We start from the raw sequence: 26,379 nt of genomic DNA on the forward strand, positions 1-26,379 counted from the left end.
GAGTCTTTAAATGCGAATGGAGGTTTTATGTACGCCTTCTTGCGGTTTGTTGTCTTTATCGTTTTTCAGCTAGGTCTGGCAGAAGCAGGCGAGTTTAGAATTGATGTTTATAATGCAACGAATTTTCTTTGTGAGCATGATCCTGAAGAAAGCTGTTCTAAAGAAAGCTGTCCTGATGAAGTTCCGATCTCTCCAATAACACTTCAACAGCTTCCGTTTATCCGGAGTATTTATGTTTCACATAATTCAAGCCAGTATTTCATCTACTCAAATGCCGAAAATCCAGGGACTCCTGAGTTACCTCCTATGGCGAATCCGCAATTGCGGCGTGTAGCACTCAAAAGTGCGCCAGCCAATACCGGAAAAAACAAAAAAAAAATCGAATTGTGAGTTATTAAGCAGCAACACTGACACGTCTTTTGTTCCGAAGCAGGTTGTCATCAGCAAGGCAGGTAGTAGTATGTTTCTTGCTGCAACTACCTGGGCGAATGGTAAGACCTCTCGTCGCACAATGTCCGGAGACCCTCTTTCATTGATCAATGTACTGATGAACTTTGAGGATGGTATGGGGCGCAGGGACGTTCGTTATAGCAATAAACACAAAAAGTGGATGATTAAAGATGATGATGCCCGTGTGGTTCCGGGTCTTTCGTCTTCCTTTTTTTATAACAGGTTGCAGTTTGATAACGCCTTTTATGACGGCATTCTTGATGTTGATGGCGAATGTGCAATTTATGGAGTGGTTGTGCATTACAGACATGCCATTGAGTGGAATAAGCGCAGGGCTCCCCATCAGATTGTTGTTGGATTCCAGCTGGTCAATCTGTTAGATCCTTCAAACCTGTTCATTCAGATTACAAACTGGGAAAACGACGAACAGCACGTTTCTTACTATTATTGCGACCCCGGAACATCGGCTGATTGTCCGCTGCTGGGTGAGGCAGGCAGCCAGGTCGACGGGCAAACGGAAGAAGAGGCTGATTCAATGCCTGCTGCCTATGATAACGAAAGCTTTGAGTTTGATAAGGATGATTGGCCAGATCCTCCGGGGGCAGCAGGCTGTAGTGGATTCATGATATCGTCAGGCTCATAGGTGGCTTAATGTCAGGTATGGGCTGATGAGCGTTAAAGACAATGGAAAAGTCGTGTGCGTATCAGGCGGATTCGACCCGGTTCACATTGGTCATTTGCGCATGATCAACGAAGCGACATCCCTTGGGCGGGTTGTCGTTATTGTTAATTCGGATGACTCGGTTTGTGAAGCACTGGTGCGATTGAAACCGGATTGCTTTGCCAACGGGGGGACCGTAACAATGACAACACACCCGAGGTTGAGCTGTGCCGGAAACTGGGCATCCAGTTGCTGTGGAATCTGGGCGGAGAGAAAGTGCAGAGTTCATCGGAACTGGTGAAACCCAGTGGAGATGGCCGGTAGTCATCTCCACCGATTGCGATCGGAATCGTTACATCACCCGCATGCCAGGCTGGGCGCCTTCATGAGGTTCCAGAATCCATAGTTCTTTACCGCCAGGACCCGCTGCCAGCACCATACCCTCACTCACGCCGAATTTCATCTTGCGCGGTGCCAGGTTGGCGACCATGACCGTATGCTTGCCAATCAGGGCTTCCGGCGCATAGGCTGATTTGATACCGGCGAAAATGTTGCGAGTCTCCGCTTCGCCAATGTCCAGAGTCAGGCGCAGCAGTTTGCCAGCACCTTCAACGTGTTCGGCGTTAACGATTTTAGCGATACGCAGATCCACTTTGGCGAAGTCGTCAAAGTTGATCTCTTCTGCCACCGGCTCTTTTTCCAGCCATTCGTTGCTGGCTGCTTTTACTGCTGGTTTTTGTTCCGCCATTTTTGCCAGAACTTCCTTGCTGGCTTCAATCATGTTGCCCACCTTATCGGCTTCAACACGGGTCATCAGCGGCTTGAACTTGTTCACTTCGTGATCCAGCAGCAGGGACTGGCTGCCTGCCCATGTCAGTGGCTCAACGTTCAGGAAGGCTTCAGCCTTAACGGCCATGGCTGGCAGAACCGGCTTCAGGTAGATCATCAGCAGACGGAACAGGTTGATGCCTGCGGTGCAAATATCGTGCAGTTCCTGATTCTTGCCTTCTTCTTTGGCAACGACCCATGGTTTCACTTCATCAATCCAGGCATTGGCCTTGTCGGCCAGAGCCATTATTTCACGCATGGCTTTACCAAACTCACGACCTTCGTACAGTTCGGCAATTCGGTCACCGGCTGTCTGGAAGTCTGCGGTCAGCTCAGGAATCAGGTTGCTGGCAGACAGTTTGCCACCAAAACGTTTTTTGATGAAACCGGCGTTACGGCTGGCAATGTTCACAACCTTGCCCACCAGGTCGGAGTTAACGCGCTGAATGAAGTCGTCGGTGTTCAGGTCCAGATCGTCAATGCGGTTAGACAGTTTGGCGGCGTAGTAGTAACGCAGGTATTCCGGATCGAGATGATCCAGATAAGTCCGCGCAGTGATAAACGTGCCACGGGACTTGGACATTTTCTTGCCGTTGACGGTCAGGTAACCGTGAACGCTGACACTGGTGGGTGTGCGATAGCCGGTTCCGTGCAGCATCGCAGGCCAGAACAGGCAGTGGAAGTTAACGATGTCTTTACCGATGAAGTGGTGAACTTCGCAGTCGCTGTCTTTCTTCCAGTAGTCGTCAAAATTCAGGTCGTCACGACGGTCGCAGAGGTTTTTAAACGCTGCCATGTAACCGATAGGTGCGTCCAGCCATACGTAGAAGTATTTGCCAGGCTCACCCGGAATTTCAAAACCGAAGTAAGGCGCATCACGGGAAATGTCCCAGTCCTGCAGCCCGGTATCCAACCATTCCGCCAGCTTGTTAGCGATTTCATCGGAGATGGTGCCGGAGCGGGTCCACTCTTTCAGGAAGGCGTCGAAGTCGGACAGCTTGAAGAAGAAGTGTTCACTTTCCTTTTCAACCGGAGTCGCGCCGGAAATGGCAGAACGGGCGTTTTTCAGGTCAGCGGGAGAGTAAGTGGCACCACAGGCTTCACAGTTGTCGCCGTACTGGTCGGGCGTGCCACATTTCGGGCAGTCGCCCTGGATGTAACGGTCAGCCAGGAACATTTCTTTTTCAGGGTCGAAAGCCTGAACAATGTTGTGGCTGGCAATATGGCCTTTCTCTTTCAGGGCCAGGTAAATGGCTTCGGACAGCTCACGGTTTTCATCGGAGTGTGTGGAGTGGTAATTGTCGAATTCCACGTGGAATTCGCTGAAATCGCGCACACGCTCTTTGTTGATCAGGGCGACGGACTCTTCCGGTGTAATGCCCTGTTTTTCAGCGTGCAGGCTGATGGCGGTACCGTGGGCATCGTCGGCGCACACGTAGGTGCACTGGTTGCCGAACAGCTTCTGGAAACGAACCCAGATATCGGTCTGGATGTATTCGACCAGGTGGCCCATGTGCAGTGGCCCGTTGGCATAGGGCAGGGCGCTGGTAACGAGAATTTTTCTTTGGCTCATGCGTGTACTGTTTCGCTCGAACTGGCAGATTTTGGAAATTAATCAGCCATTATACTGCATTGTGTTCAGGGAGCCATAAGGGGAAGGAGTATCGGTAAGGTCAGGAAAACGCAGTCAGCGGTTTCCTGACCTCAGGGCAATCAGGCTCAGGCGTTACTGGTACCTGACTCTGCTGTCGGATTCTCGAAAAGGTCTTTAACCGGGGTCACAATAACAGTCAGGTTATCTCCGGAGCCTGCTCTGAAGGCATGATCCCGAATGCTGACTGCCAGATTTTCCGGGGATATATCTGGTTTTTCTGTACACAATCTTTTTACCAGTCGTGTGATTTGCTCATTGGTTGCCACTTCGGGAATACCGTCACAGAACTGGATCAGGAATCCATTGGGGTCAAGTTCACCTTCTTCATAAACGGTAACAAAGGGTTTCGGGCTGGTCACGCCATTGTAGTGATGATCGCCTATTGTGGCGACACAGCTCATGCCCGCATCGCCTTCAGGCGTGTCAATGCTTTTTACCCGGATCTGGCTTGGTTTTCTGGGGTGTGGCGCAACGAAGCCGCCACGCTCGTGAACCATTTTATTGAACCGGGACTCTTTGTTGTCCGGATTGTCTTCTGGCAACAGTTCAGCATCTTCAGACAACTGGATGCAGGCATTCTCTTCTGATGGCGCTTTATTCGGATTGATAAATACAGAACGGCTGTCGCCCGTGTTGATGATGCATAAATGCTTGCCGATGACGGCTGCGCAGTTGAGTGAGCTGCCTCCCATCCTGTAATCGCCCTGTCGGTCCAGGTCAACAATGGCTGCCTGGCAGGCTCCGACCATACCGATTCTGGTAAATTCTTCTCTGTTCATGGTACTGAGACGTTTGACCAGTGCCCGGGGTAGAGCTTTGCCGCTTTCAATGGCTGCGGAGTTGTCGCCAGTTGCCTGTCCGGTATCTTTTGTGTGTCCGTCAAGTACGGCTGTTATTCTGACCGGAACCCATTGACCAGCAATAACACCATGCTCGCGTTGGGCTACGACAACGTCTTCCATTCCGTAGCCGACATTTCCATCAGCTCCGGCCATGCCGGTGGCGGGCAGTTCTTTAGACATCATTTGAAATCTTTGCAGGTATTCAATACGTCCAAGCTGGGTAGTGCCATCCAGAAGCTTCTGAAACCTGCCATGTACCTGTTCGTTAAACTGCTCTTCTTTACCTTGTTCTCTGGCTCTGTTCCTGTTTTCTTTCAGTTCATCTTCAAGTAAAGCGGCATTCGTCGTTATTTGATAATCAAGGTCCTGCAACTCCGGCAACGATATACCATGGGTTGTTACTGGCGTTTTAAACTGAACCTGTTGTTTGCAGGTCTCTACAGGCTGTCCTTTGACATGCCCGGTTGTCACCAGTTTTTCTTTCTGAGGAAGGCTTAGTTCCTGAGCTTCTAAACGTGTCCGGGGGGTTGCTTTTCTGCGTACCCTCAGTTCTGTCATTAACCAGTCCACTAGTAACGACTCTTGTTCTTTGTCTCTGTATGAACTTGACACTCTTATGGCCAGTTCTTCTACCGGCTTTCTCAGGATTGAACACAGCTCCTGAAAAAAAGCTCTTTTGGTGACCTCTGTTTTGAAGTCAGATTCAAATTCCGGGCTTACACTGGACTTCAAAAAAGTCATGAGATGATCGAAGTCTCCCTCCCTTAAAGAGGGTAATCCGGAAACCTGCTGGTTTTTAGCGCGGTCGCCGTATGCTCTGGCGGTTGCAAGGAAGGGCGTTTTTGCGGATTCCTCAATACTGTCTACAAAGGGGGTTAACCCTGATGGTGTCAGGCTGTCAACAGAGTTGATTGCTATCCCCCGGTCTGCCAGATGGGTTCTGTTTGCATAGTTATTGAGGCTGCTCGCCATATTGTCCTGATATTCTTTAAATGTTTTGTTTTCAGGGTCTTTTACGGTGACTAACCATGACTTTGACCAGCCCCAATTGGTATTGGTCTGCCCGAACTTTTCATTAAACTCCTTCTCCGACATCACTGTCCCGTCCCGTGACATACCCAGTTGTTCCCCGGGGTTGGTTTTTTCGTACCGACGAATGGTTCTGCAAAATTCGTACGCGGAAGGGTAAGCATCGATTCCGGGAGCGCCGCCACTGGCATCCATAGTTGTATCTCGTGTTCAGGGTAAGGGATGACATTTCTATCGGCGCAGCTTCTGTAAGCCTGATTAAAAATTGTCACTGTTGCTGACCTCAGGCTCGGGGTAAACTATTAACCGTACATTCAAGGTGGGAAGTGCTGAAAAGTGTAAATATACGCATTGCTCTTTTGTTGACGCAGGAGCAGACTTGCCCGCCTTTTTTTCTTTCAGAAACCTGAAATTTTTTGCAGGTTTTTTGTCACGGCTGTTTGGGCAGAACTGACGGTAGACCCGGATCATCGTCAGCCAGTGTTCGCCCGATCCACGTTTAATTTCAATGACCGGTAGACCGGAACCGGGAAGGCAGGTATTGTTAAATCCATGACCGAAGAGGATCGAAAACAGCGTTATATTCGTCAACGCAACGCCGGTGCATTGCCCTGGGAACTTGAAGAGTCGACACCTGTCGAGCCGGAACATCCGGTTTTTTCTCAGGGTGTTCAGCAGGAAGTGCCGGCTGCACCCGCGAACGAAGGTGCCAGGGTGCAGCCTTTACCGGACGATTTTCAACCTGACCCGGTATATATCGAGTTTCTCGAGGTTCACCATGGCATTGATCGTGAGTTTACCCTGGCTCAGCTGGTTGAGTTCAAACTGTACTGGCGTGAAACGGGGGAAGCACGCAAGGCATGGCAGAACAAGTTCAAGAACCATGTGATCTACCAGTGGAAGCGGAGCCAAAGTGAAACAGGGCAGAGAGCTAATCGATCAACAGCTGAAAAGCTTACAGACACCAGCTGGGCAGACGGCATACAGCTCGACTTCGACGACGCCGACGACTGAGCCTGTGCAGGGTTCTGGCTCTGGCCGGAGCGCTGACCAGAATGAAAGTGCAGAACAGCAACAAAACTACCGCTACGCCATCAATACCCTGTTTACACTGCTTGAAGATGCCTACCCATTAAAGTTTAAGCGGGCATTTTCAACCGAAGAAGATCTGAACCGGGCCAAGCGGGTCTGGTTTCAGTCTCTTAAGGAATTTCATCCCCGGCGGATTGTTAAGGCGGCGCAGAAAGCGCTGGATACCAGTAAGTTCTTCCCTGACCTCAGTGATATCCGTGAGCTGTGCAAGCTGCGCTATGACGAGGTGGGTTTGAAGGAACCTCTGCAGGCGTATTATGAAGCCTGTTATGCGCCGGTTCAGACCCGCGATTATCACTGGTCGCACATTGCCGTTTATCTGGCGGCAAAGCAGACAGGCTGGATGACGTTGCGCAGTGAAGAGCAGCGTATCGCCCTGCCGATTTTCGAGCGCAATTACGAAATCATCTGCAACCGTGTGCTGGATGGTGAAGACCTTGAAGCGGATATCCTGCAGGGCCTGGAAGACAGTCGCAGCAAAGAGGCCGTTCGGCTGGCGGATGAGCAGGCTGAACAGGTATTGCGGCAGCAGATGGAAAAGCAGGGAATTGATCCGGATGCAGGGCGAGACGCATTTATCAGAATGCGTGACCAGCTGCTCAGGAATAAATAACGTAACCGGGCATCACAGACACCCTCATCCAATATCAATAAAAAAGTTTTTGCAATCATGGGTTGCCTGGCCGCTGTTGTCGGTCATTCTCAGGAATCTCATTTCGCCATCAAACAGTTTCTGGCACCATTGATTTGCAGGTTCCTGCATATTCCAACCGCTGCATATTTCCTTGCCTGCAATCGACCAGCGACTTGACTGCATTATTGCCATTGGTCCGTACATGTTCAGCTTGCAATGTATATTAAACCACGGATCGCATACCCAGATATCTTCATCTTTGTACTGGTAAAATTCTTTCAATGCTAACTTATTTTTCAATTCGGATTCATTTGCCAGCACCAGGAACGTATGAAATTCATGACGCACCAACCATATATTTGGAACCTTCAAAGCCCTGCCGTACTGGAGGGCAATACAGGTGTATTCATGACAGTCACCCGCCCTCTCCTCAGGAGAGTATGAGTCTAAAAGCCTGCATGCATCATAATTCAGATGTTTTCGTAAATCACATATCGCGTTATAAGCCTTATGAACATTGGCAAGACGTCTTTGTTTTCTCTCTGGAGAGGCCAACCCATATTCCAATGAGAAGGTTTTATTACCTGTTTTTAATGACACCTTAAAAAATTGTCGGGCATAATTCATCATCTGGTGTGAATTTGTCATTTGATCATTCATAAATGTGTCAGTCTCTCTGGTCAGTCACCCTGTCATTCTTCTATCACAGAGCCATTTATCCGTTAGAGTTTCCTGCTAATCCAGTGCTATTTGTTACTAAATTTGGTAATAATGCACACCTTATACGATTTCTCTGGAGTCAGGTGTTTATGAGTTCTCCCAGTCGTGCTGTGATTGAAACTGCGATCCAGTCTTACCAGGATCCTTATTTAAAACAGGATCTACTCTCTGCCGGTTGTGTGAAATCCCTTGAGATTGACGGGGGAAAAGTTCAGCTCTCCGTCGAGCTGGGCTATCCGGCAGACGGCTTGGTCAATGGTGTGGCGGAACTGCTGCGTACCAAAATCAATAATGTTGACGGCGTTGAAGGCTGTAGTGTCAGCGTCAGCTGGCGTGTTGCCTCTGCACCGGTTCAGGGAGAGCTGGAAGCCTTTTCCAATGTGAAAAATATTATTGCTGTGGCTTCCGGCAAAGGCGGCGTGGGTAAGTCTACGACGGCGGCTAACCTGGCACTGGCGTTGGCGGCTGAAGGTGCCAGAGTGGGTATTCTTGATGCCGATATTTACGGCCCAAGTGTTGGAATGATGCTGGGTATTGCCGATGGCACCCGGCCTGAAGTGAAGAATGAAAAATTCTTTATACCGATTCAGGCTCATGGTCTGGAGGCTATGTCTATGGCGTTCCTGATTACTGAAGATACACCGGTGGTCTGGCGTGGTCCCATGGTGAGTGGCGCTTTGCAGCAGTTGTTGACCCAGACCGTGTGGAACAACCTGGATTACCTGGTGATTGATATGCCACCGGGTACCGGCGATATTCAGCTGACACTGGCGCAGAAGGTTCCTGTTACCGGCAGTGTGGTGGTGACCACGCCTCAGGATCTTGCTCTGATCGATGCTAAAAAAGGTATCGAGATGTTTAACAAGGTCAACATTCCGGTGTTGGGCGTGGTTGAGAATATGGCAGTCCATATCTGTTCCAACTGCGGTCACAGTGAGCATCTGTTTGGTGAAGGCGGTGGCACTCGTATTGCCGAACAGTTCGGCGTCGATCTGCTGGGCGCACTGCCTCTGTCCATGATGATTCGTGAACAGGTCGATAGCGGCACGCCAACGGTGGTTGCTGAGCCGGATTCCCAGATCACTATGATCTACAGGGATATGGCGCGCAGGGTGGCCGCAGAACTGTCCCTGAAGAACAGTCAGGCTGCAGCCGCACCAACTATCTCGTTCTCAGACGATTAACGACTGAGCAGTTTCGGGAGTCTGGTTTTTACTTTCTGTAAAAACTGCTCCCGCTGCTGTTGGGTATTCTTGTCCATTCTGTACAGTGCCAGCCAGTGGAACCGACGAAAGCGGGTACACGCCCGGAGACTGAGCTTCAGCATCTTTCTGGGTGGATTTCCGATCAGTTTCATGCGCCACCAGGACGAACCCTGAGTGGTAATCACCACAACGGTTCGTATCTTTGTCAGCCCCGGTTCTACGACACCGCCATTAAACTTTGCTGCAATGCCCGGCAGCCAGACCCTGTCCAGCCAGCCTTTAAGAATAGCGGGTGGTCCCGACCACCAGGTGGGATAGACCAGCACCAGGGCTTCAGCCCAGCGCAGTCGGCAGACTTCCTGCTCAATGCCAGTGGTGTTATCGCTGGTTGTATAGCGCAGGCGCTCATCCTTGCTCATGGCTGCAGTAAAGTTCTCCTGATACAGATCCAGCACATTAACCTCATGGCCAGCTTCTTTCAGGGTGCTTTCTACCTGCGCTTTAATGGCAGCGTTAAAGCTTTCAGGGTTCGGGTGGGCGTATACCACCAGTGTCTTCTTTGGTGTCATTTTTTAAATTCGGTATGAACCCGGTGAATCAGCTAAGGGGAATCTGCTCAATGGTCACACCATTTTCACGGCAGAACTGGGAGAGTTCTTCCTGAGGATTACGGTCGTACTGTTCGTCATAAACAATGCGTTTAATGCCAGCAGCCAGCAGGTTCTTGGTACACTGGTCACAGGGGCTGTGGGTGACATAGGCGGTTGCCCCTTCAATAGCAGTGCCGCAGCGGGCAGCCCAGATCACCGCATTCAGTTCTGCATGGATTTCGTGACGCAGTGACCAGTAATGGTGCTCTTCATAGTCGGCTTCATTGCAGTTGATGTAGCCAGACGGTGTGCCATTCACTCCGGTAGACAGTACCCGCCCGTCTTTCACCAGCAGACAGCCTACCTGCAGGCGCACACACTTTGACAGTTTGGACAGCGATCGTGCCATCTCAAGATAAACAGTATCACTCATAAACAGATCTGGTTTGAATAATCGGTGGATCACCGTACTTTAGCAGCATTAAAGACGACACATAAGGCTTTGCTGACAGGCAGGCTCCGTTAAGGTCGATCATTCAGCAAGAAGCAGACCAGTTCGGGGTGAGTTATATTGATCCAGGTCACAATAGTGGTTTCCAGAAATCGTCCATACTGTAGTCACACCCAGACGCTTAAGCAGGAGGCCAAGCCATGAATCAGGACTATTCTCTGCAGTCTGTCACCGCTGCGCAGATCATGACTCATAAGGTGATTAGTGTTCCCTACGACTGGACGGTTGACCGTCTGGCAAGGTTTTTTACCGACAAGGGGATTTCAGGTGCGCCGGTTGTTGATGAATCCCGTCGTCTGGTAGGCGTGGTAACCTTGTCAGATATTGTGCGTCAGGCAGGCAGCGGCCTGGTGGATATGAAGTGTCGTGATGAAGATTTCTACAGTTCTATGCTGGACGCTGAGCTGTCGGAAGAAGATATGCAGTCTTTCCATGAAAGTATCGACCAGAGTGTTCTGGTTAACGACATAATGACCCCAATGGTGTTTGAGGTGGAGCCAGATACTCCGCTGGTGAAAGTGGCAGAAGCCATGGTAAGAGGCAGGATTCACCGGGTTCTGGTGACGGAAGGCCGAAAGCTGAAAGGCATTATCAGTGTGCTGGATATTCTGAAGGTAATGACCGACTGAAGAAGGGGGCTTTACCACTTGAAAAATTGCTTTAAGGTGACTTTCTGTTTTATGAGACCAAGGTGTCATAAAACAGAGATTCGCGTGTTCTCTAACAAAGGCTACTCGTTGGGTTAACTCGTTGGGTTAATAGTTAGTGGCGAGTAATACTGAGGGTTGGAAAAATGTAAGATTAATATAGACTTCACTGCAATAAAGAATAAGTAACTTTTTTATGTTTGTTTTTCATCGATGCTGTTTGGTGTTACTGTTTTTTTTATTATTAAGTGACAGCCCGGCGTATGGCTATGAAAAAAGGATATGTAAACATTTGATAATGCGGTGCAGTACTGAACGCTGTCATTCGAACAACATCAATACAAAACCTGAACTGGAAATAGTTCCTCATAATATTACTCCTCACCTTTATTTTGATTCTATTCCTGCTGATATTGACACTGATTACAGAATCGATAACATCCCGGCTTGCATATCACTTGCTCTACACCTGCAGTCTTTAGCAAACGAGCAAACCAGTCCCAGGCTAAGGATCTTTAGCCCCGAGCAACATCTTCTTCGGGTCGTTTTCCCTGAGGTGACTGGTTCTTTTTATAGCGGAGTTGAATTGTGTCTGCGTAATCAGAGAGGCGAATTCGTTGATTTTGACTTTCAGGATACTCATTCTGATACGTTTGCCACTGTTGCTACTATTTCGCATTATGGTCGAATCGCTGTTACAGTTTTCAACCACGAGGTACTGTCTTTCATTGATGAGGCCTTATCCTCCGGTGTGGCAATGGATAGTCAGGTATATCAAGCTTCCGGGGGGCGTTGGTTACGAACTCCTGGCTCAAATGGTCTCACGCTTTGGGAACTGGAACGCTTAGAAAATCTGAGGGTTACGGTCACCCCTCTCAGAGATGTGGCTTTCAATAACATACCGGCTCCTCCGTTAACAGAACATTCAGTAGCGCGAATGCCGCTACCTTTTGCTGATGAATCCAGAATTATACCTTTTATAAACCGGGAGCCCCTTTCAGGTAGTTCTTTTACATACAGTCAGATGGGATTATTAAGTACCGTTCAGGATGATCAAGAAGAGCAGGAAGAGCAGGAAGAGCAGGAAGAGCAAGACCAGGATCTGGAAAGTGAAATGAGTAACCCGCAGGATGGCTACGGGTTGCTCTTTTTTTGCATTTGCACTGTTTTGAGTGCTTTTATTCTTTACTACTCATGGTGGTAACTGAAGACCGTTGACGAAGTCATATTCCGATCTGTCTGATGAGATTGTCAGGCAAATTCGTGGATGCAAGCCCGGTTTTATCTTATCTCTGAGTAACTCTAATCACTGCCCTGCGGTTTTCCCGCCGCATTACCTCCGTTTCATTGCCCCTTACGGGTTCACTTTCACCTCTGCCCAGGGTTTTAATATGTTCTTCTGGTACGCCGTGATTTATCAGCCAGTTTTTTATGGCCATAGCCCGACGTTCTGAGAGATCCTGATTGAAAGTTCTAGTGCCAATGGCGCAGGCATGACCCGTAATAATAATACGACTATCATCGCTTATCTGCGTCAAAAGCTCATTTAGCTTTTGCTCACCCATCGCCTGTACAGCCGTCGAATTAAAGGCGAAGTACAGAGTGTCCAGACTATCCTGGTTGGGTATCTCAAACACGTCGTCTGTAACCGGGTCAGCCAGGGCGCATGCGGTTCCGGAAATTACTGCGCCGGTAACAAAAGCTGCACCACCGGTAGCCCAGCTATAGGCCGCAGCCGGAACACCTAACACAGCCCCCCCTTTAGCGGCACAGACAGCCCAGTGCTGGGAAGGTGCAGAAGTGTGTTGCTGGTTTGAGGTTGAGGCGCAGCCCGTTGTGAACAGCAGGGCAAGTATGATGGCGCTGAGCTTCAGCTTCCTGATTGTCATGGTACTTCTCCATCCATGGTTTTATGTCGTGACACCTGTGAGCGGAAAACGCTTCTGGTGCTTTTGAGGAGAGTATAGGCGCGGGGTTTCTGGCGGTGGAAAAGGGGTGTTTTGCCAGCAAATGAAAGGGAAGGCAGGCAAACTTTCCGGACGATGCTGGATTTTTGACTTACTCAGAGAATATTGATGGCGAATCTGAGCTAGGCTTTACCGATATCCTTAATGAATTCTGCTGAAAACTGACCAGACTGCGTGCTTGCCTATAAATAGAGGTAAAAATGCTAACTCTTGAGAGTCTGACCCACCCCTCTAATGTTCTCCAGCTGACCAATCCTGGCAGCTTTCTCAATACCACCATGATGGCCGGAGCCTGTTTCACGCCCAAGAGTTGGTGTTCCGATAGCCCCGGACCTTCAGATGCTGTTTTGGTGGATGTTGAACCTTCTTATTTTTCCGGCTATGTGTTTCGTGGCGATGCCAGACCGCCGATGCTTATTTTTGATCGGGGTTTTGAGTTGCAGATCACTTCGGGAAGTGAGATGACTCATGTGAAGAAAACGATAGGCGCCAAGGGTGGAATTACCGATCATTATGGTATTTCAACCAGTATTTGTGCCCACGTTTGTACCAGCTACAGTACTCGAGCTTCACGTAACGCTCCTTTTCCCTCGTACGGCAATTCAGGCTTTGTTTATCTTATTGACGCTAATGGCTTCAAGGGATTTGCCATACCTTCACCCAGACCGTGGGAACCAATTGTTGTGCAGTACCCTGTTTTAAGAGATATTTTTGAAGTCAATTTTCCGAGTTACATTCCCGGGTGTTACATTGTTGGTATAGTGTGGGCGATGGGGACGCAAGTGAATGGGATTGATAACTGTCACGGTGCGTGGCCCCATACCCTCACCCGCCTCTGGCTGGCGGTCAACCCAAATTTTGAAAAAAATTTGTATCTGACAGACAAAGTCATGAAGGGAATGGACGCAGCCAAATATGTGGTGCGGCAGTTCAATGATCAACAGGTACCCGCCCTGTTAGGCATGGCAAAATCATCGTAAACCCACTGTTTGTGGTGGATTCCCACTTTCGTGGGAATGACAAAGGTTTGGTAAATTTTCTATTGCCGCTTCCCTTAGGTGAGCCTGATAAACTCACGCCCTTTGCCTGTCAGAAAATACCCTCTCCCATCAGAAACAGGCGCTTCTTTAACCAGCTGATAACGGGTATTTTTTGCTGCAAGGCGGCTACCTGTGAGTTTTCGCAGGGCAGACTGAATATTTCTCTCATCGTATCCTGTTACTTCAACCAACTGGTCGCAGGTTATCCCTTCCCGATCAACAATATGCCTGAAGAGAACGAAGTCCTTCAGGCTCATTGAATTGAATGCAAGGGCAAATGTATTGAGGCTCTGTAAGGAAATTATATTATTAATCATTTTTATGGATTACATTTTCTTTCTAGCACTTCTATACGCTCTGCTCTATACACTGGCGGTCATAGCAATAGTTAGTGGCTTCAATAAAACCATCAATGCTGCCACAGTCAAAGCGCTTACCTTTGAATTTATACGCTAAAACACAGCCTCTTTGCGCCTGTTTCATCAGAGCGTCAGTGATCTGAATCTCACCTCCTTTACCTGGCTCGGTATCAGCGATCAGATCAAAAACATCGGGAGTCAAAATGTAGCGACCTATAATGGCCAGGTTACTTGGCGCATTTTCCTTTGATGGCTTCTCCACCATATGCTCAACACGGACAATATCGTCGGAGATGGCCTGTCCCGCAATCACACCATATTTGTGGACTTCATCTTCAGGAACCTCTTGCACTGCAATAATGCTGCAACGGAACTGCTTATAAAGTTGAGCCATCTGAGAAAGAACGCCATGGCCTTCAGTATTAATACAAAGATCATCAGCAAGAACGACACCAAACGGTTGATCACCCACCAGCGCTTTTCCGGTCTGAATAGCATGCCCCAACCCTTTCATCTCATGCTGCCGGGTATAAGAGAAGGTGCATTGATCAATCAGTTGACGAATATTATCCAACAACCCTTCCTTTGAGGTTCCGGAGATTTGCTGTTCCAGCTCGTAGTTCACATCGAAATGATCTTCCAGAGCTCTTTTGCCTCGCCCGGTCACAATGCAGATATCAGACATTCCGGCTTCCAGAGCCTCTTCAACCCCATACTCAATCAGAGGTTTACTCACTATTGGCATCATCTCTTTCGGCATTGATTTAGTGGCAGGAAGAAAACGGGTTCCATAACCTGCGGCAGGAAACAGGCACTTTTTAATCATTTAAAAAACTCTTGGTATATAAAAGGTATATAAAAAAAGGCATTTCTTTGACACAGAAAGTGGGCGAATAATCATCCATCAGGAATTGTGTCATTAACAGCCAGTCGTATGAAAAAACATCAGAGTAAGGACTATAAATAAATGAATAAGTTGTACTTTAAGGAAGAAGTATGTTGTTTCCTCACATTAATCATTTATTCAAATCCCTAAGCCTTTGTTTCTGTTTGTGGTTGACGCAATTCAGCTCTGATCTATCGGCAAGCGGAACAACCTGTAACAGTAACTACGAGATAAAAGTTCTCGGTTTAGTTGAATTTGTAGCCATTAACTCACCAGGCTCCCCCCAAATATTATCTAAAGCACTTCTGGATACAGGAGCCACTCACTCTGCAATCCATGCAAGAAACATCGTGACTCAGGAGAATATAGCGGGTTCATCAACGGTAAGGTTTGAAATAAAAGATGATCAAACGGGTCAGTGGAAGACCGTCCAACGCCCTTTGACCCGTTACGCCCGGGTCAAAACACACCATGGGAGTGCAATAAAACGAATGGTTGTCACTTTACCGGTTCAGGTTGGAAACTTAGCGGGAACCAGCGAATTTTATTTAATGAACCGTCAGGCGTTTAAGTACCCGGTTTTACTGGGCAGAAGTTTTTTAAGGGATCGCGCAGTGGTTGATGTTAGCAAGCAGAACATTGCTAACCGTCCGCTCTGTATGAGTCTTGCTGACCGATAAGATCAATCCAGCTCCATAGAAAATTCAACAATCAATTGCTAACGGGTCAGGTATCGACGACAAGAGCCCAGTCTGGCAAGTGCAGCAAATAACAAACACAGCTGCGGCAGATGCCCTTCCTGCTCTCCCCAGCGAATAACATCCCAGGGATAAGCGGATACATAACGCGCAAGATTCATATCAACTTGCTGCTGCAATGAGGGATTAAGGCCCGGACGGTAAAGCCAGCCTAGCCGGGCAACCTTATCTAACACGTCTTTTTCCCACGGTCCCAGCCGCATAGCTTCTTTCAGAGCCAGCTCAAATTCAGCATCAAGCTCGCCAGATCTGGCCTTTGCCACGGCAAAATCAACTCGATAATAAGGCCATGCAGGACGAAACATCATCAGCTCCCGATAAATATTTAGAGAATCCTGAGCAGATGATTCATCATAAACAGCCTGACGATCAAAGATTCGTGCTAACTGTAAAGCGAACAGAGGGTTGCCTGCTGAATACTTCAGCGCTCTTTCAGCACCCTCAACAGCCTTTGTGTAATTTGCCGGTTGAATTCTGCCATTCCATTCTTTATTGAGCGTTTCCTGATGCCAGAAATTCAAGAAGCCAATAGTTTGCTGACTATAGAGATAACCAAGACCTTCCTGAAACAAAGACCTGGCTTGAAAAGCTAATACAACGAGTATGGGTAAAATCAACAGGCGCTGCTTTATTGATAAGCTTATTTTTTGGGCAGGCATCACTTATCCATTAAATAAAGTATGAGTTAGCAAAGCCGGATTCTCACGACACAAGGTTTCGGCAACAGAATGTCCATACGTTGTAGATAAAACCTCGTATGCGTTCATCATCGAAGAAGGGCGATTAACCGGGTGGTGCGCGTCCGAGGCAACAAAATCGACTAAATTTCTCTCTAACAACCAGTGCGATAAAGTTTTCGCATTATCACCGAATTGTCCGGTGGTCGATGCGGCTGTGGCCTGAAACAGCGCTCCTTGTTCAGACAACTGAATGGCCATTTCAGGCCGCCGCATCAGTTCCCGATTACGCTCCGGATGAGCAATTAATGGTGTTATGCCTTGTTGCTTCATCCAGTTCATCAAACTGATCAGTCCCATTGGTAATCGATCATGGGGAAGCTCCAACAACAAAACCTTTGACCCTCGCCATTCACCAATATAGGGCAATTGATTTTGCCGATGCAGCAATAGAATTTCATCCGACAATCTCACCTCAGCCGCCATTGCCAGCTTAATGGGCAGACGTTTGACTTCAGGAAGACGACAAAACTCACCAAATGCTTTGGAAATAACCGACAAAGTATTGTTATAACGACCCGGATGAATATGAGGAGTGCATACTAAATGGGTAACGGAATCTTCCACTGCAAGATGCAATAGCAATAGAGCGTCTTCGATGGTTTTAGCTCCATCATCCAGACCGGGCAAAATATGATTATGTATATCGATCATTAAGCGCTTTCCTGACATCTTTCAGGCTTTGTGACTTCAAGCCGAAAACGCTGCGATGGCAGATAACGGGCATGAACAGCCAGAGCCATAAGAACAACAAAATAAGCACCGTTGGCGGGTATCTGAAGATTAAAATCTACGGTGGAATGAATCAGAATGGCAACAATCCCCATAAAAGATCCAAAGCCTATCCCTGTCATCAGAGGGTTCTTTCTATGTCGCATCGCCTGAAATCCATGCCACAAAGCCAGCAAAACCATTGCAATCAAAATACCGTAGGCAGGTAATCCAAACTCAGCTGGAAACTGCAATAAATCAATATGGGCGAGATCATAAAAGCCACGCCATGAGCCATCATGGTACTCAGTCAACGCCGTATAATAAGTGCCGCCTCCTGTTCCGGTTAAAGGATAGTCCCGAATAATATCAACAGTCAGCTGAGCAACATTAGGGCGGGACTCATGATCAAGAGAGGTTTGCTCAAGACGATCTATCACCTGCTCAAGACCAAACCACTGACTGACAATGGCAACATCAACCGCAAGCAAGCTGATAAACAGAAAAGCCACACCTTTCGTTAAACGACGCCGGCAAAAAACATACAAAAATCCGGTGATTACAAGGCTGGCAAAAAAGGCTGCATTCCCCATTCGGGAACGTGACATCACCATACCTATCACCATAACGGCAAGACAGGTTCTCAACAGCACTTTGTTGCTGAGCAACGTCGTCAGAAACTTAACCAGTCGATCTTTAAAGGGAATTCGCCCCGATTTACCCAACCCACTTATCTGCAAACCAATACCAATCGCCAGTATCATTTCAAGGAATCCGGCAAAACTGTTTCGATTCACAAAGGTGCCTGTAGCAACACCCAGATAGCTCTTTTTATCACTAAGTAAGAGCGTTTCAAGCCCGGATAAAATACTGAACGCCCCCACAGATGCCTGAAACGCACCGGCAGCGATCAGCGCCCACGCCAGGGCTCTTAACTGTTGTTGAGATTTAACAACCCCCAAAACCAATGAAAACAATAACCAGTATCCCAAAGTAAGCCAGTAAGCTAACCGGGTATTATATGGATCAAGTGATAAAGGGATTTTCGCTGGCAATGGCTCACCGATCAAAAGGGAAGCATTGGTATAAGATGCAAAAGCTTTTGGAGAAAGCCACTCCACCCAGTCAGCAGGCAAAGGACACTGCTGCAGCCAGAGCCAGAAAATAATTAACAAAAAACCAACGTGAAAATGTAACCCTTTTAAAAAAACAGAACCCAACCGGAAACCTTTCACAACAAGAGAAAGCCCCCATCCAAGGCTAAGAGTAACCGCCAGGAATGAAAACAAAATCATTGCCCATTCAGGCTTGCTGCCAAAGGGAATGGGCAGCCAGAACAGTAGAGCAAACAGGCAACAGAATATTACTCCAGCTTTATCCTCAGGCTGTCTGTTTGGCATAAAATCCGGCCCACTCGGCTAAAAGTTTCTTCGGGAAAAAAATCATATAATTCGTCTGTTTAACAAAAAGGTATAAAGCCTCTAAGAAAAGCAATGCTTTCCAATGAAGATTTGCCGCTTCAAGGCTCTGCGCTTTAAAGATTAATAAGCCGTATTCCCGACAAAACCTTTAAATACCGTAAGAAAAACAATTTTGATATCGAGCCACAGAGACCATTCATTCATATACTTGAGGTCGTACTCTACTCGCTTTTCCATTTTGTCCAGGGTATCGGTTTCACCTCTATAGCCCTTCACCTGAGCCAAACCCGTAATGCCTGGCTTGATTTTGTGGCGTTTCATATAAGATTGAACCAGCTCTTTATACTCTTCGTTATGAGCCAGCGCATGAGGGCGTGGACCAACAATCGACATTCGCCCCTGAAGCACATTAAAGAACTGAGGCAGCTCATCCAGACTGGTGCGGCGAAGAAACGCCCCCACTTTTGTAATTAACACTGATAAACCCCCGGCTATGCCGGGGAGACTCTCATAGGTTTAACCGTAGCGACAGTAGCTAACCTTCAGTTTCCGACCAAGAAAATTGAAGGTAAAACCAATGAGAGACTACAAGAGTTTGGCTCATACGCGTTGGGATTGTAAGTACCATATTGTCTTTATCCCAAAGAGAAGACGAAAGGTAATCTATCCCGGATATTTCATAAAAAGAGGCAAGTTCCGCCCAATCACTTGATATAATTGGGTCGACCAAAAAAATGCTTCGGAAGAAGCAAACCGGAACTTGCCATGAACAAATTTACACAAGAACAGCTTCGTTTTCACCCCTCCAACGGAAAAACTATCCGGGCAGACTTCAATGGCGGAGAATTATCCTCTGATTTTGGCGCCCTGATGCTACGTGAAACAATGCTTCACAGCGGTATCATATCCAGGCTGACTGACGGCATTGACGATAAACGTCATCAATCCTACATCGACCACACCCTGCAAGAACTCATTGCCCAAAGAGTTTTGCAAATGGCCTGTGGTTATGAAGATGCAAACGACAGCAACCATCTGCGTAAAGACCCAATCTTTAAGCTTGCCAATGGAAGAAACCCACTGGACGATGATAACCATCTGGCTTCCGCTCCAACGTATACAAGGCTTGGTCAGTCCATGACCAAACGGGATATTTATAATATGACCAAAGCACTGGCTGATCACTTCATCAGCAGTTATGAATACCCGCCATTAGCCATCATTATCGACCTGGATCATACGCCTGCTATCACCCATGGCGGCCAGCAGATGAACCTGTTCAACGCCAAATATCAAGACTACTGTTACTTGCCCTTAATGATCTTTGAGGGGCTCAGCGGCAAGCTGATCACTTCGATCCTGCGTCCTGGAAAAACACCCACAGGCCGAGAGAATGCAGCTATTCTCCAGCGCCTCATTAAGCTGATCCGTACAAGATGGCCGAAAACCCATTTACTGGTTCGTGGGGATAGCCACTTTGCCCAACCAGAGTTAATGCAGGTTGTTCAGGATGACCCTCACTCCGACTACGTGCTGGGAAAAGGCGCAGGACACAAGACGGCCTTGCGACCTAAAGCCAAAGAGTTGCTGGATGAAGCGCGGAAAGCTCTCGACGTTAAAACCGGGCTGGCAAAACTGAACAACATGCCAGAGCCTGAGCGACTCAGGCTCTACGGAGAAACGGACTATCAGGCAAAAAGCTGGAAAGGGCTGGACACCCGGATAATCTATAAGGCAGAGGTCAACCAGAAAGGCGACAATCCCCGCTTTATTGTGACTTCGATGATGGAGGCTTCCCCCGAGGAAATATATGAAGACCTTTATTGTCCCAGAGGGCAGGATGAGAACTTCATTAAGCATCTGAAAAGTGATTTGTCCGGTGATCGCTTGTCAGATCAAGGCTTTCTGGCAAATCACCTGAGAATGTTTTACGCCTGCGCTGCTTATGTTCTTCACTATGAGCTGAGAACCAAGGCACTGAAAGGTACGGAGCTGGAAAAGGCACAGCCATCAACCGTGATCACAAAACTTTGTAAGGTCGCGGTTAAAGTGGTTGAGTATAAAGACCGAATCAAACTTCACTTGCCCCGCAGCTGTCCAATAAAAGGGCTTTTGCAGCATATAACCGAAGTCTTTTATTCAATGCCGCTGCCTCGACCGGGATAGTCAGCTTCATAAACTCAATCAGAATAAAATAGCGACCAACAGAAAGAGTGTTGGGGAATTCTGTTGTCCTGAAAAAGCAGGTGCTGATCAAAAAACATCCGAATTAATGGTGAGTTCGGGTTGTAATACCTTTTTCATGGACAGTAGAGCAACAGACCTCCGAAAAAATCAGAATGGGATGTTTTTTCCGGAACTTGTTGCTCATTTATGAAATATTCGGGCTATGGGAATTTGAGAAAGTTTCTCGGAGAAATATTTCATGAGCTTGCCAGAAGGAAAGGCTGCAAAATTCTCGAAGGGCATTTGATGTCTGATCATGTTCACATGTGCATCAGTATTCCACCCAAATATCCGGTATCTCATGTCGTTGGATATCTGAAAGGAAAGTGTGCAATAGAGATTGCGAAAAATTTCAAAGGCAAGCAGCGTAACTTTAACGGAGAGCATTTTTGGGCAAGAGGTTACTTTGTCTCAACAGTAGGACTTGATGAAGAAGTGGTTCGGGCATATATCCGAGATCAAGAAAAGAATGATGGAAATAGAGATCAGTATGATCTTGACTGGTAAGCGCCCTTGGGCGCAATAAAAGCCCTTAGAGGGCGTAATCTGATAAGCCTCCGGCTATGCCGGAGGTCAGTTAACTCGGCTATCACCTTTAGTCGCCTGAGTGACTTTGCCATTGGTTTCGTTATGTACCTTCATTGAACGGAACTTATAAATTTTGATTTTTTTCTTGTTCCTGCCGTGACGGTACTGTTTAAATAACACGGGTCCCGGGGATGTCAGCTTAATGGCAGCAGCTACCATCAGACAAACCGGACTGATCAAAACAAGAATGATGCTCGAAAGAACGATATCTTCAAGCCGTTTAACAAAACGATTGAAGTCATCCATCGGGCTGATACTGATACCCAGAGAATAGATGCCGCCAATAGGCGTCACCTGATGATTTATCAGCGGTAAATCTCGAATTCCCGGCATAAAGCGGATATTGCCTGTCTCATGCCTTAGTTCATGAACAATATTCCGTACTGCTGCACTGTATTTTAACGGCAGACAAATCCAGTAACCATCAAAATGCTGACCTTCATAAATCCTTTGTTTCAAATCAACCAGTGTCTGTTCCAATGATTCAAATTCAATTTGATCTTTAATCAAAAAACCATCTTCATTGGGTTTGGTGAACTGTTTAATTGTTTTCTTATAGCTTCGACCATGGCCAATAATCAAAACTGATTTAGCATGCTCTTCCGTCATACGGTAATGACGAATACTCACTGAAAACAATCCACGTACTAACAGGATTAATGCAAGGTGCGTACCCATCCAAAACGAAAGCCAGATTCTTGAATAACTATCAGATATTTTAAAGGCCACCAATACGGCAAATAGCATTGCGAATGCCATAGCCCAGCTTAAAAACAGCTTCCAGATTCTTTGATACCAGGCTGTGCCACGCCAGATGTCGTGTACACCATTAATACCAAAGGAAATGACCGATAACAGACCAAACACCAGCATAATCATCTGATAGTAATCATCAGGGTTATTGTTACCGAAGCGCAAGTTATAAGCAATCAAACCACTGCTTATAGCTAATATAAGATCCGACAGAACAAATAAAACAATCGGAATAAAAGAACGTTTAGATAAAAGTTCACTCATAACGCATCATATATTATTTGCCTCCAGCAAATAATACGCCCCCTTGGCGAAAAAATTAATATGTGGAAATAGAAAGAAGTGCTTTATTTTTGAGCGTAATTGAACTTATGACGTAAAAGAACAGGAGAGGCAAACATTAAAACACCCGCACAACTGAATGTAGCATTCCCCCCTGTGTCAGCATAGTTGTCGTCGAAACTAATTGATTTTAAATGAGCCTCCTTGCAACTCATTATAAAATTCATTCTTAAACCTCGCTTCTGAAAACTTACAGGCATTTTTTTAACCATAGGTTTGTGAATCACAACTATTAACCAGATTCACAAGCCGTTCTCTTCTCCTGATTTTTGGTTACTTTTGCAAGAAGTCAACCAATCATGGTGTGGGGAGCTGCGTCGTGTGTTACAACAGCATTGAAACTACGACCTTAAATCAGTGCCGCTGGCATCAGCAGAAGATAGATCAAAGGTTGGTTCTGGATGGTATAGAATATCTGTTTTTTGGAACATTTTTTCGGCAGTGAAATTTGAGAGATAGGTTTGCCTTGCTGCATTACCCATTATATTAAGAGCGTGCTTGTCCAAGCTATCAATGACTTTTGTCAGTTCATCAACTGAAAGGTTAAATTGATATCCATTTATGCCATGTTGACAAATATCCAGTAGCCCTCCAACTGCACTACAAATTATCGGGGTACCTGCACGAAGGCTTTCGATTGCAACAAGTCCAAAACCTTCCCAACGAGATGAAACAACTGTTGCTGTAGATTCATAATATATATTTTCAATATCATTTCTATCTAACCAACCATACCATTTAATTTTTTTATTGAGCTTATAGCCATCCTTCAGAAGTGAAGAGTTAGATACCACAAAATCACCAACAAGATTTAATTGTATATCGCTACGCTTACTCTTCTCAAATGCCTCTAATAAAACATCTATTCCTTTTTGACGATCAAACCTACCAACAAAAAGTAATTTCAAAATATTTTCGTTTTCTTCGGAATTATCACTAATAGCTTTACTGTCAGAAACACCATTATGGATCACTGAAAGCTTATTAGAATTTATTCCTAACTTTATTGCTTGATTGGCCTCATCGCTTGATATACAAATGATACAGTCACAAAAAAATGATAAAAAACGCTCTATTACTTTATATGTAAAGTTTATAGCTTGATTTGGAGAGATAGTAAAAGGCCACCCGTGAGAACAATAAATTATTCTCATTTTTATAAAGAAAAGCCTTTTCGCAAGATAAACAAATGGTCGAATGACACCAGCAAAAGAACTATGTATATGTACAACGTCAGGTCTTTCACGGATAATAAAAAATAGACTTAAAATGAGTAATGAGACAAGATTTGTTAGGCGACCTCTATTTTTAAAATTATACTGCCTTATTCCTCTAATGTTATTTTTCTGTGAAATCAAATTGACTTCATAGCCCTTCTTGGTTTGAAGCGGAATAAGCTCAGAAAGGTAGGTTTCTATCCCACCTTTCAAAGTTTCCGATACATGCAGTACTTTCATTTTTCAGAACATCCAACAACAAATATGAAAAACTAAACGGTAATAAAGTTACCAGACAACTCTAAGGGATTTAAATTTACTTTTCTGCACAATATTTTCATTAACATCAAATTCTAAATAGGATTGACTGCGCATAAAAAGGAAAGCGTAAGCAAAAGGTGCAATATAGCGTCCTTCTATAGGAACAAACGTCATAAGTGAAATAGAAAGAAAACTCAAGCATATAATTTCATTATATTTTCGGTGTCGTGAAAAAATTCTGAATAATTGAAAATGAAAACGGAAGAATAAAAAAAGAAAAGGTAAGCCTGCAAAAATCAACCAGTCGAAAAAGAATGTTTTTGTTGAAATTCCTTCCGTTGCACCAACAACAAAATAGCTCATCACTTCATTAAAGTTCATTCTTTCAGGAAATACTTTATGGTATAGAGAAATAGCATTAAATCCATTTTCATAGATGGCAGGTAAATAACCAAAAAAACCTGTTCCAAAAGGGTATTTAAATAGGATGATAAGTGATGTGAAAAACATTGTGCCACGGGTTGCAACCGATGAGTAATTTTCTATATCACTTGCAAACATGGCATAGAAAGAATTTGAAAATAATAATGGCAAAGCACAAGCTACAAATGCAAAAATAACAGGTTTAGCTTTAGGTCTGACAGCAAAAGTAAGACAAAAAGAAAAGCTCAGAAAAAGAGCAATCAGTGTGCCTTTAGATACTGTTATAGAAGCTAGTATAAATAACAAAGGTATAACATAGAACACCTTAATATTTAAAACAATAAAGAGCATAAGCAGAGACAGGGTGATTTGAAAGCCAAATGTACTTGCCTCCAGGGTAAACCCCCGTAGCCGATGCGGTGAAAGCGCAGAGCGGAACTGAATAAATGATTGTGTATTAACAATATCAGGAAGAGTTAGATTAACTACTAAAGATAATAAACAAACGAATGCAATTAAGAAAACACCAAAATTAGTTACTTCTTCCTTCTGTCGAAGTACAGCTAGAAAGACAACTACTGGTGGTAGAATCAGCAAGAGAAATCTTACTCCTCTATCTAAAACAAAGGTGTAGTTATAGTCAAAAGAGAAAAATAACGATACAAATAATGAATAGGTAAAGAAAGTCAAAAAGTAGATAATAGTTTTTTTTTCATAACTACCTATATGTTTAAAGTTAATTACAGCTATCAATAAAAAGACCGGTATAAGAATAATTGCGCCGGGAGCTGTAAAAACACCGGCAACTGAACGTAAAGCAGTGTTTTCAAAGGGGATAAGAAGGCATAATAGATAAAAAGCAAGTCTTAAAAATTTCACCTTAAAGCTACCTTTTTTAAGAAATAGCCATACATCTTATCATCTAAAAATCGAATAATTCGAAACAGGTTCACAATCACGGATGCTCGGGACAGATTAATATAAACTCGCTCATTAAGTATTTTTTTATACTTGATAAACATATCAATAGTCAATTCATCTCTAGTTTTGTTTTTTATTAAAAACACAAGAAGATTGATATAGCAGGTAATAAGAAAAAAATTAATATATTTTGCATTATCAGTATTTTTATTTCGAGAAATAAAATCAAGTGCAGCAAAATGCGTTAATGCTTTATGACCGAACGGTGAATTTATTGCTGAGTTTTCTCTACAGTTATATGTAAATAGAATGCTATCGATAACTAAAACATTGTCTGTTTTAAACAGCGTCTCCACAACAAACAATATATCTTCACTATGAGATATTTTTTCATCAAACAACAAGTTTTCTTTTAAAAGAAATTCACGACTAAAAGCAAAACCGCATATATGCAACTTGACTTCTTTTGTGAAGTATTTTTTCAAAAAAACAGATTGCGCATATAGCCCTGGCTTGTTTTTAATAATCTTATTTTTTTTATTAAGGGCTTTAATAAATGAAAATGTAATAATTTTACTGTCTTTATGAAGTTTCAGCTTATTATCAAGTACAGTGAATATATCATCTGTGTAAGAATCATCCGAATCAAGGAATAGAACAAAGCTGCCTTTTGCTTTTTTCAATCCAGAATTTCTAGCACTTGATACACCACCATTTTCTTTATAGTAATATTGAATATTACTAGCAAATTTTTTATTGAGCTTTTGAGCAGAACCATCATCAACTATAACCAGTTCAATATCATACTCAGCCCTTTCAGCCTGAACCCGCTCAAACCATGCAAGAATATTTACCAATTCTTTATGAGTATTGTAAACGGGTACAATCACAGAGTATTTTATCATG

General features: G+C 45.3%; 26 protein-coding genes and 3 pseudogenes. 13 read left to right on the forward strand and 16 right to left on the reverse strand.

The window, feature by feature from the left end; translation table 11 throughout:
- Positions 1-27 precede the first annotated feature (27 nt).
- The 3 genes from NX722_RS01590 to NX722_RS01600 all read left to right on the forward strand — a co-directional run bounded on the left by NX722_RS01590 (position 28) and on the right by NX722_RS01600 (position 1,412).
- A complete protein-coding gene (locus NX722_RS01590; protein ID WP_262566414.1) occupies positions 28-390 on the forward strand; it encodes a hypothetical protein in 363 nt (120 codons plus the stop codon).
- Positions 391-460: 70 nt separating this feature from the next.
- Positions 461-1,093 carry a helitron helicase-like domain-containing protein gene (locus tag NX722_RS01595; protein ID WP_262566415.1) on the forward strand — a complete coding sequence of 211 codons (633 nt, stop codon included), beginning with the start codon at positions 461-463 and terminating at the stop codon, positions 1,091-1,093.
- 25 nt (positions 1,094-1,118) lie between these two features.
- Positions 1,119-1,412 carry an adenylyltransferase/cytidyltransferase family protein gene (locus NX722_RS01600; RefSeq protein ID WP_262566416.1) on the forward strand — a complete coding sequence of 98 codons (294 nt, stop codon included), beginning with the start codon at positions 1,119-1,121 and terminating at the stop codon, positions 1,410-1,412.
- Positions 1,413-1,463: 51 nt separating this feature from the next.
- Here the strand turns inward: NX722_RS01600 and metG are convergent, their stop codons facing one another.
- Both metG and NX722_RS01610 read right to left on the reverse strand, forming a co-directional pair.
- On the reverse strand, positions 1,464-3,512 hold the full coding sequence (gene metG, locus NX722_RS01605) for a methionine--tRNA ligase (RefSeq protein WP_407647947.1): 2,049 nt from the start codon (positions 3,510-3,512) through the stop codon (positions 1,464-1,466).
- 146 nt (positions 3,513-3,658) lie between these two features.
- The gene (locus NX722_RS01610; protein WP_262566417.1) at positions 3,659-5,659 is read right to left on the reverse strand and encodes a PP2C family serine/threonine-protein phosphatase; all 2,001 of its coding nucleotides are present in this window, start codon (positions 5,657-5,659) and stop codon (positions 3,659-3,661) included.
- Positions 5,660-6,016: 357 nt separating this feature from the next.
- Between NX722_RS01610 and NX722_RS01615 the strand changes: the two genes are divergently transcribed.
- On the forward strand, positions 6,017-6,478 hold the full coding sequence (locus tag NX722_RS01615) for a DnaT-like ssDNA-binding domain-containing protein (protein WP_262566418.1): 462 nt from the start codon (positions 6,017-6,019) through the stop codon (positions 6,476-6,478).
- Between the two features lie 4 nt (positions 6,479-6,482).
- Positions 6,483-7,169 (forward strand): replication protein P, encoded by a 687-nt coding sequence (locus tag NX722_RS01620; protein ID WP_262566419.1) that lies wholly within the window; start codon positions 6,483-6,485, stop codon positions 7,167-7,169.
- Positions 7,170-7,193: 24 nt separating this feature from the next.
- On the opposite strand, the gene NX722_RS01625 is transcribed toward NX722_RS01620, so the two are convergent.
- Positions 7,194-7,838: a hypothetical protein gene (locus tag NX722_RS01625; RefSeq protein WP_262566420.1), complete on the reverse strand. Its 645-nt coding sequence runs from the start codon at positions 7,836-7,838 to the stop codon at positions 7,194-7,196.
- 161 nt (positions 7,839-7,999) lie between these two features.
- On the opposite strand from NX722_RS01625, the gene apbC reads away from it, so the two are divergent.
- Positions 8,000-9,094 (forward strand): iron-sulfur cluster carrier protein ApbC, encoded by a 1,095-nt coding sequence (apbC, locus tag NX722_RS01630; RefSeq protein WP_262566421.1) that lies wholly within the window; start codon positions 8,000-8,002, stop codon positions 9,092-9,094.
- Here apbC and NX722_RS01635 read toward each other — a convergent pair.
- Positions 9,091-9,684 (reverse strand): NAD(P)H-dependent oxidoreductase, encoded by a 594-nt coding sequence (locus NX722_RS01635; protein ID WP_262566422.1) that lies wholly within the window; start codon positions 9,682-9,684, stop codon positions 9,091-9,093. The genes apbC and NX722_RS01635 overlap by 4 nt on opposite strands.
- Positions 9,685-9,712: 28 nt before the next feature.
- Positions 9,713-10,138: a deaminase gene (locus NX722_RS01640; protein WP_262566423.1), complete on the reverse strand. Its 426-nt coding sequence runs from the start codon at positions 10,136-10,138 to the stop codon at positions 9,713-9,715.
- A 218-nt stretch (positions 10,139-10,356) separates the two neighbouring features.
- Between NX722_RS01640 and NX722_RS01645 the strand changes: the two genes are divergently transcribed.
- Positions 10,357-10,845, forward strand: a complete 489-nt coding sequence (locus tag NX722_RS01645) for a CBS domain-containing protein (protein WP_262566424.1) — start codon at positions 10,357-10,359, stop codon at positions 10,843-10,845.
- Positions 10,846-11,059: 214 nt separating this feature from the next.
- A complete protein-coding gene (locus NX722_RS01650; protein WP_262566425.1) occupies positions 11,060-12,067 on the forward strand; it encodes a hypothetical protein in 1,008 nt (335 codons plus the stop codon).
- Between the two features lie 82 nt (positions 12,068-12,149).
- On the opposite strand, the gene NX722_RS01655 is transcribed toward NX722_RS01650, so the two are convergent.
- Complete coding sequence (locus tag NX722_RS01655) at positions 12,150-12,752, reverse strand: OmpA family protein (protein WP_262566426.1); 603 nt, start codon at positions 12,750-12,752, stop codon at positions 12,150-12,152.
- 278 nt (positions 12,753-13,030) lie between these two features.
- Here NX722_RS01655 and NX722_RS01660 point away from each other — a divergent pair, with 278 nt between their 5' ends.
- The gene (locus NX722_RS01660; protein WP_262566427.1) at positions 13,031-13,810 is read left to right on the forward strand and encodes a hypothetical protein; all 780 of its coding nucleotides are present in this window, start codon (positions 13,031-13,033) and stop codon (positions 13,808-13,810) included.
- Between the two features lie 74 nt (positions 13,811-13,884).
- Here NX722_RS01660 and NX722_RS01665 read toward each other — a convergent pair whose 3' ends face one another.
- Positions 13,885-14,187, reverse strand: coding sequence for a hypothetical protein (locus NX722_RS01665; RefSeq protein ID WP_262566428.1), 303 nt, complete (start codon positions 14,185-14,187; stop codon positions 13,885-13,887).
- 31 nt (positions 14,188-14,218) lie between these two features.
- Positions 14,219-15,055: a UTP--glucose-1-phosphate uridylyltransferase GalU gene (galU, locus tag NX722_RS01670; protein WP_262566429.1), complete on the reverse strand. Its 837-nt coding sequence runs from the start codon at positions 15,053-15,055 to the stop codon at positions 14,219-14,221.
- 170 nt (positions 15,056-15,225) lie between these two features.
- On the opposite strand from galU, the gene NX722_RS01675 reads away from it, so the two are divergent.
- Positions 15,226-15,795: an ATP-dependent zinc protease family protein gene (locus tag NX722_RS01675; RefSeq protein ID WP_262566430.1), complete on the forward strand. Its 570-nt coding sequence runs from the start codon at positions 15,226-15,228 to the stop codon at positions 15,793-15,795.
- Positions 15,796-15,833: 38 nt separating this feature from the next.
- Here NX722_RS01675 and NX722_RS01680 read toward each other — a convergent pair whose 3' ends face one another.
- The 4 genes and pseudogenes from NX722_RS01680 to NX722_RS01695 all read right to left on the reverse strand — a co-directional run.
- Positions 15,834-16,532, reverse strand: a complete 699-nt coding sequence (locus NX722_RS01680) for a hypothetical protein (RefSeq protein ID WP_262566431.1) — start codon at positions 16,530-16,532, stop codon at positions 15,834-15,836.
- A gap of 3 nt (positions 16,533-16,535) precedes the next feature.
- A complete protein-coding gene (locus tag NX722_RS01685) occupies positions 16,536-17,264 on the reverse strand; it encodes a tyrosine-protein phosphatase (RefSeq protein WP_262566432.1) in 729 nt (242 codons plus the stop codon).
- On the reverse strand, positions 17,264-18,721 hold the full coding sequence (locus NX722_RS01690; RefSeq protein ID WP_262566433.1) for an O-antigen ligase family protein: 1,458 nt from the start codon (positions 18,719-18,721) through the stop codon (positions 17,264-17,266). The genes NX722_RS01685 and NX722_RS01690 overlap by 1 nt, the downstream gene beginning before the upstream one ends.
- Positions 18,722-18,862: 141 nt before the next feature.
- A pseudogene (locus tag NX722_RS01695) lies at positions 18,863-19,213 on the reverse strand (sugar transferase); the annotation flags it as partial.
- Between the two features lie 106 nt (positions 19,214-19,319).
- Here NX722_RS01695 and NX722_RS01700 point away from each other — a divergent pair.
- From NX722_RS01700 to tnpA, 3 genes and pseudogenes are all read left to right on the forward strand, one after another.
- Positions 19,320-19,409: pseudogene (locus NX722_RS01700) on the forward strand (IS200/IS605 family transposase); the annotation flags it as partial.
- 98 nt (positions 19,410-19,507) lie between these two features.
- On the forward strand, positions 19,508-20,908 hold the full coding sequence (locus NX722_RS01705) for an IS1380 family transposase (protein ID WP_262563762.1): 1,401 nt from the start codon (positions 19,508-19,510) through the stop codon (positions 20,906-20,908).
- A 222-nt stretch (positions 20,909-21,130) separates the two neighbouring features.
- Positions 21,131-21,475: pseudogene (tnpA, locus tag NX722_RS01710) on the forward strand (IS200/IS605 family transposase); the annotation flags it as partial.
- A gap of 66 nt (positions 21,476-21,541) precedes the next feature.
- Here tnpA and NX722_RS01715 read toward each other — a convergent pair.
- The 4 genes from NX722_RS01715 to NX722_RS01730 form a co-directional block, all read right to left on the reverse strand.
- Entirely contained in the window at positions 21,542-22,573 is a 1,032-nt protein-coding gene (locus NX722_RS01715) for a sugar transferase (protein ID WP_262566434.1), read from the reverse strand.
- A gap of 419 nt (positions 22,574-22,992) precedes the next feature.
- Entirely contained in the window at positions 22,993-24,108 is a 1,116-nt protein-coding gene (locus NX722_RS01720; RefSeq protein WP_262566435.1) for a glycosyltransferase, read from the reverse strand.
- A 48-nt stretch (positions 24,109-24,156) separates the two neighbouring features.
- The gene (locus NX722_RS01725; RefSeq protein ID WP_262566436.1) at positions 24,157-25,431 is read right to left on the reverse strand and encodes a hypothetical protein; all 1,275 of its coding nucleotides are present in this window, start codon (positions 25,429-25,431) and stop codon (positions 24,157-24,159) included.
- Positions 25,428-26,378 carry a glycosyltransferase family 2 protein gene (locus NX722_RS01730; protein ID WP_262566437.1) on the reverse strand — a complete coding sequence of 317 codons (951 nt, stop codon included), beginning with the start codon at positions 26,376-26,378 and terminating at the stop codon, positions 25,428-25,430. Before NX722_RS01730 ends, NX722_RS01725 begins: the two co-directional genes overlap by 4 nt.
- Position 26,379: the final 1 nt, after the last annotated feature.

This window comes from Endozoicomonas gorgoniicola (assembly GCF_025562715.2).
GTDB lineage: Bacteria > Pseudomonadota > Gammaproteobacteria > Pseudomonadales > Endozoicomonadaceae > Endozoicomonas_A > Endozoicomonas_A gorgoniicola.

Excerpts from the sequence above, each read along its gene's own strand:
- NX722_RS01590 (WP_262566414.1), top strand. The coding sequence starts at position 28 with ATGTACGCCTTCTTGCGGTTTGTTGTCTTTATCGTTTTTCAGCTAGGT.
- NX722_RS01595 (WP_262566415.1), top strand. The coding sequence starts at position 461 with ATGTTTCTTGCTGCAACTACCTGGGCGAATGGTAAGACCTCTCGTCGC.
- NX722_RS01600 (WP_262566416.1), top strand. The coding sequence starts at position 1,119 with ATGAGCGTTAAAGACAATGGAAAAGTCGTGTGCGTATCAGGCGGATTC.
- metG (WP_407647947.1), bottom strand. The coding sequence starts at position 3,512 with ATGAGCCAAAGAAAAATTCTCGTTACCAGCGCCCTGCCCTATGCCAAC.
- NX722_RS01610 (WP_262566417.1), bottom strand. The coding sequence starts at position 5,659 with ATGGATGCCAGTGGCGGCGCTCCCGGAATCGATGCTTACCCTTCCGCG.
- NX722_RS01615 (WP_262566418.1), top strand. The coding sequence starts at position 6,017 with ATGACCGAAGAGGATCGAAAACAGCGTTATATTCGTCAACGCAACGCC.
- NX722_RS01625 (WP_262566420.1), bottom strand. The coding sequence starts at position 7,838 with ATGACAAATTCACACCAGATGATGAATTATGCCCGACAATTTTTTAAG.
- apbC (WP_262566421.1), top strand. The coding sequence starts at position 8,000 with ATGAGTTCTCCCAGTCGTGCTGTGATTGAAACTGCGATCCAGTCTTAC.
- NX722_RS01635 (WP_262566422.1), bottom strand. The coding sequence starts at position 9,684 with ATGACACCAAAGAAGACACTGGTGGTATACGCCCACCCGAACCCTGAA.
- NX722_RS01640 (WP_262566423.1), bottom strand. The coding sequence starts at position 10,138 with ATGAGTGATACTGTTTATCTTGAGATGGCACGATCGCTGTCCAAACTG.
- NX722_RS01645 (WP_262566424.1), top strand. The coding sequence starts at position 10,357 with ATGAATCAGGACTATTCTCTGCAGTCTGTCACCGCTGCGCAGATCATG.
- NX722_RS01650 (WP_262566425.1), top strand. The coding sequence starts at position 11,060 with ATGTTTGTTTTTCATCGATGCTGTTTGGTGTTACTGTTTTTTTTATTA.
- NX722_RS01655 (WP_262566426.1), bottom strand. The coding sequence starts at position 12,752 with ATGACAATCAGGAAGCTGAAGCTCAGCGCCATCATACTTGCCCTGCTG.
- NX722_RS01660 (WP_262566427.1), top strand. The coding sequence starts at position 13,031 with ATGCTAACTCTTGAGAGTCTGACCCACCCCTCTAATGTTCTCCAGCTG.
- NX722_RS01665 (WP_262566428.1), bottom strand. The coding sequence starts at position 14,187 with ATGATTAATAATATAATTTCCTTACAGAGCCTCAATACATTTGCCCTT.
- galU (WP_262566429.1), bottom strand. The coding sequence starts at position 15,055 with ATGATTAAAAAGTGCCTGTTTCCTGCCGCAGGTTATGGAACCCGTTTT.
- NX722_RS01675 (WP_262566430.1), top strand. The coding sequence starts at position 15,226 with ATGTTGTTTCCTCACATTAATCATTTATTCAAATCCCTAAGCCTTTGT.
- NX722_RS01680 (WP_262566431.1), bottom strand. The coding sequence starts at position 16,532 with ATGCCTGCCCAAAAAATAAGCTTATCAATAAAGCAGCGCCTGTTGATT.
- NX722_RS01685 (WP_262566432.1), bottom strand. The coding sequence starts at position 17,264 with ATGATCGATATACATAATCATATTTTGCCCGGTCTGGATGATGGAGCT.
- NX722_RS01690 (WP_262566433.1), bottom strand. The coding sequence starts at position 18,721 with ATGCCAAACAGACAGCCTGAGGATAAAGCTGGAGTAATATTCTGTTGC.
- NX722_RS01705 (WP_262563762.1), top strand. The coding sequence starts at position 19,508 with ATGAACAAATTTACACAAGAACAGCTTCGTTTTCACCCCTCCAACGGA.
- NX722_RS01715 (WP_262566434.1), bottom strand. The coding sequence starts at position 22,573 with ATGAGTGAACTTTTATCTAAACGTTCTTTTATTCCGATTGTTTTATTT.
- NX722_RS01720 (WP_262566435.1), bottom strand. The coding sequence starts at position 24,108 with ATGAAAGTACTGCATGTATCGGAAACTTTGAAAGGTGGGATAGAAACC.
- NX722_RS01730 (WP_262566437.1), bottom strand. The coding sequence starts at position 26,378 with ATGATAAAATACTCTGTGATTGTACCCGTTTACAATACTCATAAAGAA.